This window comes from Paenibacillus sp. J23TS9 (assembly GCF_018403225.1).
Lineage (GTDB): Bacteria > Bacillota > Bacilli > Paenibacillales > Paenibacillaceae > Paenibacillus_AQ.
In genome coordinates this window covers 3,192,016-3,203,535 of sequence record NZ_BOSG01000001.1, presented here as the reverse complement: position 1 = coordinate 3,203,535, position 11,520 = coordinate 3,192,016, and the positions used below count along the sequence as shown (strand labels likewise).

Here is an 11,520-nt window from a genome sequence, read left to right as displayed (position 1 = left end):
TGGATGATGGAAATTACAACGGGAACAGAGCAGAAGGCAGAAGTGCTGATTGAACTGGTATTCAGTGATGGAGGATATGCACCCGAACTTCCGGTCTCCGCAAAAATGAAAGAACGCGGGGCTCAGGCCTGGTTTTACGGCCGCAGTCCCGGTGAACAGGATATTGTAATTATTGGGCTTGGAGCCCGCAATCGGTTTAGTATGGAGATTTTGCGCGAGGCCGCCGGGAGTGCGGGCCGCGCGATTCAAGATATCGGGAAGAAGACGGCTGCGGTAAATCCGTCATGTCTTCATGAACTTTTCGGCTCCACGTTATGGCCGCAAGAGGCGGTTACTGCATGGGTGGAGGGCTGGCAGCTCGGGACGTATCTCTTCAATAAATATAAGTCCGTCGAAAAACAGCTGCCGGTTGAATGGATTCAGTTAAGCCAGGACCAGCAGCAGGATTATGCCAATGCCGCTGAGCTGGGACACATCCGCGCCGTAGCGACATCCCTGGCCCGTGATTTGTGTAACGAGGCAGCAAGTGATTTGAATCCGTCAGCCTTTGTTTCGCGAATCCAGCATATTTTTGCCGGTCGCGACGTGAAGATTCATGTTTATGAGGGCGAAGAGCTGAAGCAGCGGCAAATGAATGGACTTCTGGCCGTGGGTGCAGGCAGCAAGTATCCTCCTGCCATGGTCGAGATTAGCTATACGAGTGATCCTGATGCTGAACACCTTGCATTGATCGGCAAAGGCGTCACGTTTGATATGGGCGGAATGAACCTGAAGGATGCCCGTGATTTGAGTGATGCCCGGTTTGATATGGGCGGTGCGGCAGCCATTATCGGTGCAATGGATGTTTTAACGCGCCTGAAGGTTAGAGCCCGGATCAGTGCCATCATCCCGATTGTGGACAATGTGCCGGATGGAGGCGCATTTCTCCCTTCCGATGTCGTCCGCTATCCGAATGGACTTACTGTACAAGTGGTTAATACGGATGCTGAAGGCCGGCTGATTCTGGCAGATGCGATTCTGCATGCCATCCGCAGCGGCGCAACACAGGTCATTGACGTGGCTACATTAACAGGCGCTGTCGGTCATGCGCTGGGGCTGAAGGTTGCCGGTGTGTGGGGAGATGCGGAATATGCCGAACAGCTGATGCAGATCGGTGAACGCAACGGCGACCGGATCTGGAGACTACCGCTTGTGGATGAAGACGAAGAGCTGCTGAACAGTCCTTACGCCGATTTGGCCAATCTGGCATCCAATCCATATGGCGGTGCGAATATGGCTGCGCTGTTTTTACGCCGTTTTGTAGATTCAAAAGCACGCTGGTGCCATATTGACATGGCCAATACGGCACAAGTGCCTTCCACCCGCGGCTATAAAGTATTAGGAGCAACAGGCTATGGAGTAAGACTTCTTGCCGATTTTGTATGCGAACGGATTTCGGCAAGTGAAAGAGGAGGGAATTCATGAAGCTGGAGGTCATTGCAACGAATTTGACAGATGCCATCTTAGCTGAGCAGGGCGGTGCTGACCGGATCGAGCTCGTGACCGGTATCATGGAGGGAGGGCTCACCCCGGGACCTGGGCTAATCAAGGAAGCGGTGCGTCATTTACATATTCCGGTTCATGTCATGGTCCGTCCTCATAGTCAGTCTTTTGTTTATGATGAGCATGACCTGCAAACGATGCGGGAGGATATCGCTTTTATCAAGGAGAGCGGTGCGGCAGGCATTGTACTTGGCGCTTTGACTCCTTCGGGAGTGGTGAATACAGAGGCACTTGATCTGCTGCTTCAGGATACGGCGGGATTGAATGTGACCTTTCACCGGGCATTTGACGAGATAGAAGATCAACTGTCCGCATTAAAGGTTCTCTCCCGCTATCCGCAAATCAACCGCATTCTGACCTCTGGCGGCCCTCTGCCGGCTCCGAAATCTGCACCGCAGATTGAGAGGCTTGTAGAAACAGCCCGGGGGACGGGAATCCGCATTCTCGCTGGATATGGACTTAGCGTGCCGGTGCTTCAGAATTTTGTACAAACGACAGGCGTGGAGGAAGTTCATTTCGGATCTGCCCTGCGCATAGACGGTGATCAATTGAAGCCGGTAGATCCTTTCCGGGTCCAAGCCGCCAAACAGATTATTAATGACTTACTACAGGGAATGACAGGATAGATAAAAAAATGATGACTATTGTGGTGAATACAACATTGGAAAAAGAGAACAGAGCGGTTATCGGTGTAGACTTGGGAGGAACAAAGATTGCGACGGGAATGCTGGATCAGTCCGGCAGCCTGCTGGCACGCAGCCAGAAGGCAACAGCAGGCTTGAAAAGCGCTGACGAAGTCATCTCTACGATTGTAGACACCATTAATGAAGTACGTGGAGAGCAAGATATTGCCGGTGTAGGTGTGGCTTCACCGGGGATGGTGGACAGCAAGAACGGCATCATTTCAAATGGAGTCAATTTGCCGGATTGGGATGGGATTTCCCTGCAATCGGAGCTCGAGAAAAGGCTCGGCATTTCGGTTCGTTTGATTAATGACGCGAATGCTGCTGCTTGGGGTGAATATGTATACGGAGCGGGCCGCGGATCGCAAAGCATGGTCTATGTGACATTAAGCACGGGAATCGGTTCAGGCCTTGTACTGGACGGCAGGCTCTTCACAGGCTCATCCTCATTTGCCGGAGAATTGGGACATACGGTAATTAACCCAGCCGGCATTCAGTGCGGCTGCGGCCAGCGGGGCTGCTGGGAGACTTATTCCTCGGGCACAGCTATTGCCCGCCTCGCCCGGGAAGCTATTGCGGAAGCCGGGATCAAAACGCATATGACGGTGCTGGCTGAAGCAGAAGGAGTGTCTGTCAGCGCGAAGCATGTGTTTCAGGCTGCCGGGCAAGGAGATAAGGTGGCTGCGGAAACACTGGAACAGGTTATCCACTATACCGGACTCGGACTCATGAATATTATTCATAGCTTCAACCCGGATCGGATCGTTATTGGCGGAGGAGTCAGCAGGGCAGGGAATGCATTCTTTGAACCGCTGATCCGGAAGACGGAAGAGCTGATCCTTGAGCCTTATCGGGGAACATGTACGATCATACCGGCTGAACTGCGCGATGATGTGGGCATTATCGGTGCAGCAGCATTATTTGTTGATTAATCATTAATTCATGAATAGCTTGAATAAAGTTGAACGACCAAAAAAGGAAGCAGCAAGGGTTCATTACTTGCTGCTTCCTTTTTTTTGTTAAGGTGAAAGTTATCATTAAAGTCACTTTTTATCTTGCAGAAGGTATACATTCGTATGAAATGTAAGCGCTATTTCAAGGATGTACGCAGACTATTTTGAAGAAGGATCCTGACTCTGCCAGCCCATATCCCTTGTATGATTAGAACAATCCATTCTTGATGAACCATGAAAGAGAGGTACGCTAATGAAAAAGGGGAAGTCAGTACTGCTGCTGCTCACGGTTACGATGCTTTTGCTCTCAGCCTGTGCGCCGAGCAAGACGGATTCAGCGAAAGAAAATGAAATAGCCGGGAAGACAACGAAGACAGAAACCGTAGTGAAGATAGACCCATTCCGTCTGCCTGAACAGGTGGAGGTGACCACGATCAAATCGGTCTCGCCGAATGAGAGAATACCTCAGGGCGACACCATCGAGGATAATTTATACACGCGCTATTTTACCGAACAGACAAATGTGAAATTCAAGTATATGTGGTATGCCTCGGGTGATGACTATACACAGAAATTAAAACTGGCGGTGGCCAGTAACGATTTGCCGGATGCGATGGTTGTGGATGAAAGGACCTTTTTGGAGCTTGCCGATGCCGACCAGCTTGAGAATTTGACGGATGTGTTTCAAAAGTATGCGTCCGATCAGGTCAAGCAAACCTATGACATGAATAATGGATTGTCTTTGGCCAAGGCCACGATTGACGGCAAGCTGCTGGCGATTCCGAACATTGTGCCAAAGGGAGACTCCTTTCAGGAAATATGGGTACGTCAAGATTGGCTCGACAAACTGGGTCTTCAACCTCCGAAGACGATAGCGGATGTAGAAAAGATAGCCGAAGCTTTTATCAACCAGGACCCGGATGGCAACGGAAAAAAAGACACGATTGGTTTGCCGGGCAATAACCAGATGGTCACGACAGATTATGGCTGGAACTATGACTTTAAGGCGCTGTTCAATGCATTTAATGCCTATCCGAGCATCTGGCTGAAGGACAACTCAGGAAATGTGGTATACGGTTCAACAACACCTGAAGCGAAGCAGGCATTGGGCAAATTGGCGGAGTGGTATAAGAAGGGAATCATCGACAAAGATTTTGCCCTTCGCAAAAATCCCGATGAACTGGTTGTCGGCGGTCAAAGCGGCATTTTCTTCGGTCCATGGTACATGCCGTTCGGCACCCTGACCAACGCCATGATGTCCAACCCGGACGCCAAGTGGGCGGCATATGCAATCGCAGACGATAAGGGGCAGTATAATGCTACCGTGGTTCCTCCGAGCAGCAGCTTCCTCGTTGTGAAAAAGGGCTTCAAGCATCCGGAAGCGCTTGTCACGTACTTCAATTACAACACGCGTTTCCTGCAAACTCCGACCCCGGATGATAAAAAGCTGGATCAAACCTATGTCAGCCTGCGTCCGATGGATCTAAATATCGGAGATCCGGATGCCGTGCTGAAGAAGCATGAAATGATCAAGGGCGCGATTGAAGGTAAGCTTACGGCAGACCAGCTGTCGCAGGAAATGCAGGGGCATCTGGAGCGCTGGAATAAATATAAAGCCGATCCGAAGGCCAATATTGGTGAATGGGGACCTCCTTTCTCCTATCTGGTTGGCGGGCAGCCGATGGAGGACGTGAAGTTCAACGAAGTTTACTCACTCTACACAGCCACCACGAAAACCATGGAAAAGCGCTGGAGCAATCTGCAAAAGCTCGAAACGGAAACCTATTTTAAAATCGTACTCGGTGAACTGCCGCTGGATGCGTTCGATCAATTCGTTGCCGAGTGGAAAGCTCAGGGCGGGGAGCAGATTATGAAAGAAATCCAAGAGGCTGTGAAGTAATGAGGGGAAATATCGAAGGAAGCCGCCTTACGATCCAGCCACGGGAGCGTTTTTCCATGTTAAAGCCAGGAAAAAAGCGCCGGAAGTCGTTCCAAGGGCATTACCACTTGATGCTGCTGCCCGGCGTGATCCTGCTCGTCATCTTTTCCGTTATTCCGATGTTCGGTCTTCTAATGGCTTTTCAGGATTATAAAATCAGCAAGGGGATCTTCGGATCTCCTTGGGTCGGAATGGAGAATTTCACTTACTTCTTCGAGCTGAGCGACAGTAAAGTCATTATTTACAATACGTTGTTTCTCGCCATATCCAAAGTCATTGCCAACCTGATTGTCCCGCTGGTTTTTGCTGTTCTGCTCAACGAAGTCCGGCAGCGGGCGTTTAAACGGACCGTTCAGACGATCGTCTACCTGCCGCATTTTCTGTCCTGGGTGATTCTGGCGGGAATATTCTCAGATCTGCTCCTTACCGACGGGATGGTGAACCGGATCCTAGGTTCATTTGGCGTAGAACCGATTCAATTTATGGGGGATAACCGCTATTTCCCTTACATTCTGATTGGCAGCGACGTGTGGAAAGAGTTCGGATTTAACACGATCATTTATTTGGCCGCACTGGCCGGCATCGATCCCAGTCTCTATGAGGCAGCGTCCATCGATGGCGCCAATTGGAGGAAGAGAACCCGGCTCATTACGTTGCCCTTGCTCAGAGCCACGATTATTTTACTCGCGACACTGGCGATCGGAAATATTCTCAATGCCGGATTTGACCAGATTTTTAATATGTATTCGCCGGTGGTTTATGAATCTTCCGATGTGATCGATACCTATGTGTACCGGGCGGGAATTCTGGACGGTCAATATGGCTTTGCGACGGCCATCGGCCTCATGAAATCGGTGATCGCATTTATACTCATCATTCTTTCTTATAGGCTGGCGTACAAGTATGCGAATTATCGCATTTTCTAAGGGGGTGATTTCATGGTACGCAGCCAAACGGCTTCAGCAAAAATATGGTATGCGGCATTAATCTTCGTGATGCTGTTCATTGCCTTGTCGTCTATCGCACCTATCATTCATACCGTAGCAGTTTCTTTCAGTAACAAGGCATACGCTGCCGCAGGCTCTGTCATGTTCTGGCCCAAAGGATTCAACCTCTTTGCCTATAAGCAGATCATGGCAGACTCCAAGTTTTCACATTCTTTTATGGTGTCCCTGGAAAGAGTGCTGCTGGGCGGAGCGATCAATTTTTTGATGACCACGCTTATGGCTTATCCGTTGTCCCGCAGCAGTGAGCAATTTACCGGCCGCAATGCTTACATGTGGTTTCTTGTTTTTACGATGCTGTTTAGCGGTGGAATTATCCCTCTCTATATTTTAGTGAAGAGCCTGGGATTATTTGATTCGATCTGGGCTCTGGTGCTGCCAAGTGCGGTTCCGATCTTTAATGTGATTTTGCTCATGAATTTCTTCCGCAGCATCCCGAAGGAGCTGAATGAGGCCGGCAGCATGGATGGAGCAGGACCCTGGTACATGTTATTCCAGGTGTATATCCCGCTGTCGATGCCTTCGATTGCCACGGTGACCTTGTTCAGCATCGTCGGACATTGGAACTCGTTTTTTGACGGTATGATTTTCATGAGAAGCGTGGAGCATTATCCGCTTCAGACATATATCCAGCAGCTTGTCGTGCAGATGAGTATCAGCACGATGAGTTCGGATCCGAACAAATATGAGTTGATGAGACAGCTGTCTAACCAGACACTGAATGCGGCGAAGATCGTCGTTGCCGTTATTCCTGTTCTGGTCGTGTATCCATTTTTGCAGAAATACTTTATACAGGGCATTTTACTCGGATCGGTAAAGGAATAGCGGCTAAGTTCTTAAATGGAAGGAGTGGCGTTGATGAAACAAGTAACCGTAGCCTTGATCGGTGCAGGCCTGCGAGGAGGGATATATACCGGTTACGCGAAGCATTTTCCTATGGATCTCAAGGTGGTGGCGGTTGCCGATCCGGATCCTGTTCGCCGCGAACAGATCATGAAGGATCACGGTATCCCCGAAGAGAACAGCTTCACCGATTGGAATAAACTGCTGGCAGTCCCGCCAGTTGCCGATGCCGTACTGATCTGTACACAGGACCGGATGCATTTTGAACCGACGATGAAGGCACTTGAAGCCGGCTATCATGTCATGCTGGAGAAGCCGATGTCGCCGAGTCTTGAAGAATGTATTCAAATGAAGGATCAGGCGGATCGATACGGCAGGGTGCTGACGATATGCCATGTGCTGCGCTATACTGTGTTTTTTCAAACGATTAGGCAGCTGCTGGATCAGGGAGCTATCGGAGATTTGATGTCGATCCAGCATAACGAGAATGTGGCTTACTGGCATCAGGCCCATAGCTTTGTCCGCGGTAATTGGAGAAACTCCAAGGAATCGAATCCCATGATATTGGCCAAATCCTGCCATGATATGGACATTCTTCTGTGGTTAGCCGGTGATGATTGTATTAGCCTATCCTCTTATGGGCATCTGTCGCACTTTAAGGCGGAGAATGCGCCGGATGGGGCGCCAAAGCGCTGTCTGGACGGCTGTCCTATGGCCGAGGAATGCCCATATTATGCGCCTAAAATATATTTAACGGATGAGCCGACTTGGATGGACATGGCGGTCACGCATCATTATAGGAGCTACGAGGCCAAATATGAGGCTCTCCAAACCGGTCCTTATGGACGCTGCGTCTATCACTGTGATAACGATGTGGTTGATCATCAGGTGGTCAGCATGGAATTCGCCAATGAAGTAACGGCTGTCTTTACCATGACGGCATTTACCGAGGAATGCAACCGGACGCTGAAGCTGATGGGAACGAAGGGCGAAATCCGTGGCCATATGGAGAAAAATGAAATTGAATGGATCAGCTTCGGCACTGGCAAGCGTGAAATAATCAGGCTGGGCAATCAGGGCGGCCATATCGGTCATGGTGGAGGCGACTATGGATTGATTCGTGATTTTATCCGGGTGATTCGTGGGAATGGCCAAAACGAAGTACTGACGTCTGCTGCTAAATCCGTAGAGAGCCATATGATGGCTTTTGCCGCTGAGCGCTCACGACTGGAACGACGGACCGTCCATCTATCGGAAATGAGCATCATACCCGGCTGAAAGCAGTCATAGGGTTCAAAAGTAAAAAGTCCATTTCATGAAATCACGGAGGCGATGATTTTCCATGCGAAGAAAAATTCCGTCTTTCCTACTAATCATGATTTTATTGCTGTCTGCGGCTCCCGTTTCATATGCAGGCCATGGCGAGCTCGATGTATGGGTTGTGAATTCCCTGAAGACCGTATACCGGACCAGTGCACTTCCTCAAAATCCGGTAACGAGTATCCAAATCGTATCGGCTAAAAACGAATATGAAAGCTCGCAAATTGCCGTCAGGGGAGCTTCGGATTTTAAGATCACCAAGGTTCAATTTTCGGACCTGGTATCTGCCAACCGGAAATCCATAGCAAGCAGTAATCTGCAATACCATTTCGAGGAGTATGAGCTGCCGGATACGGTACAGCCTAACTTGTTTAATCCTGAACGGGTAGGCGAGCAGATTTATCCCGAATCGGATATACCCGATCCTCTGTCGAACGAGAAATCCATGAAGACGGCCGCGAACTCGACGCAGCCCATTTTTATTACGAGCTACGTGCCGTCTTCAGCAGAACCCGGGGTATACCAAGGGAATGTGACCATCAAAACCAATCGTGGCGACTATACTGTACCGCTGCAGGTTGAAGTGGCTAACGTGGAGATTCCCCAAACCTCAGAGGCTCATTTTATGAACTATATTTGGGCGATGACCAACGGTTTTACGTGGGATGGCATGCAATTTGGCGATGCTTCCTCAAATGCCTTTGATGTCGGCCAATATTATTACGGCGTGAAAACATACAGCAACAAATGGTTTAAGCTGATGGATAACTTCGCCAAAGTAATGACGGAGTACAGGCAAAATATGATATGGGTGCGGACGGATCTGTTTTTAAAGGAGACGGGAACGAATCTTTCCGAGTTTGTGAACGGCATTCCGGACGATATCGATTGGTCCCTGTTTGATAGATACATGCAGATCTTCATAGACAGAGGAATGAAGGATTTTGCGAATGCCCATTTAATCCATATCTTGAACTATATGCCGGCGAGCGAAAAGCCCGATGCCTCCTGGAATACGAAGCTGCCGGATGCACTGCCTCAGACCGATGCTTTTCTGGAAAACTACTTAACCGCTCTGCATGATCATTTGGTGGAAAAAGGCTGGACAAAAGAGAACGGCTTCACCTGGTACCAGCATATCCGGGATGAGCCGATCGACGACAATGCAACCAATTACTGGACCTATATCGCGAAAAAGGTGAAGCAGATTGTCCCTGATTTCAAGACGGTCGATGCTGATCCCAATGGCATTCTATTAAATGAGAAGACGAAACCGTATGTGGATGTGTGGGTCCCCTTAACTCCAGCTTTTCAGGAGAAAAAGGATCAGTATAAGGCCGAGCAAGCAGCAGGCCAGGATTTGTGGGTCTATACCTGTGAAGTGAACCAACCGCCATGGCTCAATCGCTTTTGGACACAGCCGACATTAACGGGCAGACTACTGTATTGGAATCTCTTTCAGGATGGTGTGCAGGGTCACCTGCACTGGGCTTGGAACGCTTGGTATGTCGGCAGCTGGTACGGAGACTCGACGATCGTCTACCCTGACACAAAGAATATGACGGTCAAAAGCTCCGTTCGCTACGAAGCTCAGCGGGATGGTCTGGAAGAGTATGAGCTGCTGTACAAAATAAAAGAGACCCGTCCGGAGCTAGCGGCGCAGATTGCCGACCTTGCAGTCAGCCCGGAGGATGCTAGAAAATACACGCTTTCACCAGATTACGTCAAATCGCTTCATGACTATATGGTCCGTGCAGCAGCCGGTGAACAAGCGGGAGATATTCCCATTCCGGAAAGTCCATACGACGGACAGGAAATGCCCCTCACTTACATGGTGGATAATTCGAGCGGCGATCTGACCTATACCGGGAACTGGTTTGATAAGAGCCGCCAATATGCCTACCAGGGTGGTGTCCGAGTGACGGAAACGGCGAATGATGCGGTAGAGTACGAGTTTGAAGGCACGGGGATCGACGTCGTTGTGGAGAAAAATGATAGCGCCGGAAAAGTCGCAATTTCAATCGATGATGCAGAGCCGGTGATCGTGGATGCATATGAGAAAGTGCAGCATGATTATTTTACGATCTACCATGACCGTAACCTGTCACAAGGCAGACATAAGATCAAGGTAGTCAATATGGGCAACAAAAGCCTGCATTTTGATGCTTTCCGCGTACAGATGTACGATGGCCAGCAAACGTATGACGCATCTCTTAGCAGCATCATGATCGATCCGTTGCCATCTTTCCAGTTTGACAGTGGCATCAGAGAGTATAAAATTCTGCTGCCAGAAGATGTGAATGCCGTAACGGTTACTCCGAAGCAAAAGGATGGGAACGGTACAATGCTTATCAATGGGAAGCCGATTGCAGCGGGTGAGGCCGGGACAGCCAATATTCCAGATGGAAAGAGCCGTATCACCATTCTCTCCATGGCATCCGATGGGAAGACGACGAAGGAATATACGCTGAGTCTTATAAAAGGCAATAATAACGAACCTGGATCCAATGCAGCTCGAACCTACTCATCGATTACAGCCACCGCGGCGCGTACTGGAGACCAGGGCGTGACCTACGGTCCTCAGAAAATGGCCGACGGCGACTATGGTACGATGTTTGCCAGTCCACAGGGTTACAACGACACCCATCCGTTTCCGCATGAAATTGTCGTGACTTGGGATCAGCCGCAATCCTTTAATACGATTGTTATGGCGACGACCTCCGGCCTCCTTCAGGGAATTAATGATATGGATGTACAGATATCGTCAGATGGTACGAACTTTGAGACGGTATCCCGTCATGTTCCGGTGGAGTGGAGAAGTGATAAGGACGATAACGTGATGGAGAAGACGTACGCCAGTATTCCGGATGTGAGCCAAGTGCGGAAATTGAAAATTATAATTAACGATGCCGATTTCAGGACTTGGAATATGTATGCATTGTATGAGCTGGAGCTATACCAATTACCGGATCATGGAGAGCTGGATCTTCAGATCACAGATGGAGCATGATGTGAGGGTGTCCCAAAGGCAGGCTTTAAGCCTTTGGGGACACCCTCTTTTTGTGGATTCAAGTCCGTTTTTATCCACTGAAGGTTCAAATTCGTCTTTTTTTAGCAGCCGAAGCTCGGCACCGAATGCAACGCGTCAGGAGTAGAATCCTGACTTTGCGTGGCTTTAACTGGGATATAATAAAGGAAAAAACAAATTATAAGGGGCGGTAGGTATATTTTACCTT

8 protein-coding genes are annotated in these 11,520 nt (G+C 49.4%); all 8 read left to right on the top strand.

Going from position 1 to position 11,520, the window contains the following annotated elements:
• Positions 1 to 3: 3 nt before the first annotated feature.
• The 8 genes from KJS65_RS14995 (at position 4) to KJS65_RS14960 (ending at position 11,294) form a co-directional block, all read left to right on the top strand.
• Positions 4 to 1,464, top strand: coding sequence for a leucyl aminopeptidase family protein (locus KJS65_RS14995; RefSeq protein ID WP_244864531.1), 1,461 nt, complete (start codon positions 4 to 6; stop codon positions 1,462 to 1,464).
• Positions 1,461 to 2,168: a copper homeostasis protein CutC gene (locus tag KJS65_RS14990; RefSeq protein WP_213650487.1), complete on the top strand. Its 708-nt coding sequence runs from the start codon at positions 1,461 to 1,463 to the stop codon at positions 2,166 to 2,168. Before KJS65_RS14995 ends, KJS65_RS14990 begins: the two co-directional genes overlap by 4 nt.
• 8 nt (positions 2,169 to 2,176) lie before the next feature.
• On the top strand, positions 2,177 to 3,157 hold the full coding sequence (locus tag KJS65_RS14985) for an ROK family protein (protein WP_244864530.1): 981 nt from the start codon (positions 2,177 to 2,179) through the stop codon (positions 3,155 to 3,157).
• Between the two features lie 274 nt (positions 3,158 to 3,431).
• The gene (locus KJS65_RS14980; RefSeq protein WP_213650486.1) at positions 3,432 to 5,078 is read left to right on the top strand and encodes an extracellular solute-binding protein; all 1,647 of its coding nucleotides are present in this window, start codon (positions 3,432 to 3,434) and stop codon (positions 5,076 to 5,078) included.
• A 56-nt stretch (positions 5,079 to 5,134) separates the two neighbouring features.
• Complete coding sequence (locus KJS65_RS14975; protein ID WP_213650485.1) at positions 5,135 to 6,043, top strand: ABC transporter permease; 909 nt, start codon at positions 5,135 to 5,137, stop codon at positions 6,041 to 6,043.
• 12 nt (positions 6,044 to 6,055) lie between these two features.
• On the top strand, positions 6,056 to 6,946 hold the full coding sequence (locus KJS65_RS14970) for a carbohydrate ABC transporter permease (protein WP_213650484.1): 891 nt from the start codon (positions 6,056 to 6,058) through the stop codon (positions 6,944 to 6,946).
• A gap of 33 nt (positions 6,947 to 6,979) precedes the next feature.
• Complete coding sequence (locus tag KJS65_RS14965; protein WP_213650483.1) at positions 6,980 to 8,242, top strand: Gfo/Idh/MocA family protein; 1,263 nt, start codon at positions 6,980 to 6,982, stop codon at positions 8,240 to 8,242.
• Between the two features lie 64 nt (positions 8,243 to 8,306).
• Positions 8,307 to 11,294, top strand: coding sequence for a glycoside hydrolase domain-containing protein (locus tag KJS65_RS14960; protein ID WP_213650482.1), 2,988 nt, complete (start codon positions 8,307 to 8,309; stop codon positions 11,292 to 11,294).
• Positions 11,295 to 11,520: the final 226 nt, after the last annotated feature.

Bases quoted from the DNA above. Each gene is read 5' to 3' on its own strand.
- KJS65_RS14995 (WP_244864531.1), top strand. From the start codon at position 4: ATGATGGAAATTACAACGGGAACAGAGCAGAAGGCAGAAGTGCTGATT.
- KJS65_RS14990 (WP_213650487.1), top strand. From the start codon at position 1,461: ATGAAGCTGGAGGTCATTGCAACGAATTTGACAGATGCCATCTTAGCT.
- KJS65_RS14985 (WP_244864530.1), top strand. From the start codon at position 2,177: ATGATGACTATTGTGGTGAATACAACATTGGAAAAAGAGAACAGAGCG.
- KJS65_RS14980 (WP_213650486.1), top strand. From the start codon at position 3,432: ATGAAAAAGGGGAAGTCAGTACTGCTGCTGCTCACGGTTACGATGCTT.
- KJS65_RS14975 (WP_213650485.1), top strand. From the start codon at position 5,135: ATGTTAAAGCCAGGAAAAAAGCGCCGGAAGTCGTTCCAAGGGCATTAC.
- KJS65_RS14970 (WP_213650484.1), top strand. From the start codon at position 6,056: ATGGTACGCAGCCAAACGGCTTCAGCAAAAATATGGTATGCGGCATTA.
- KJS65_RS14965 (WP_213650483.1), top strand. From the start codon at position 6,980: ATGAAACAAGTAACCGTAGCCTTGATCGGTGCAGGCCTGCGAGGAGGG.
- KJS65_RS14960 (WP_213650482.1), top strand. From the start codon at position 8,307: ATGCGAAGAAAAATTCCGTCTTTCCTACTAATCATGATTTTATTGCTG.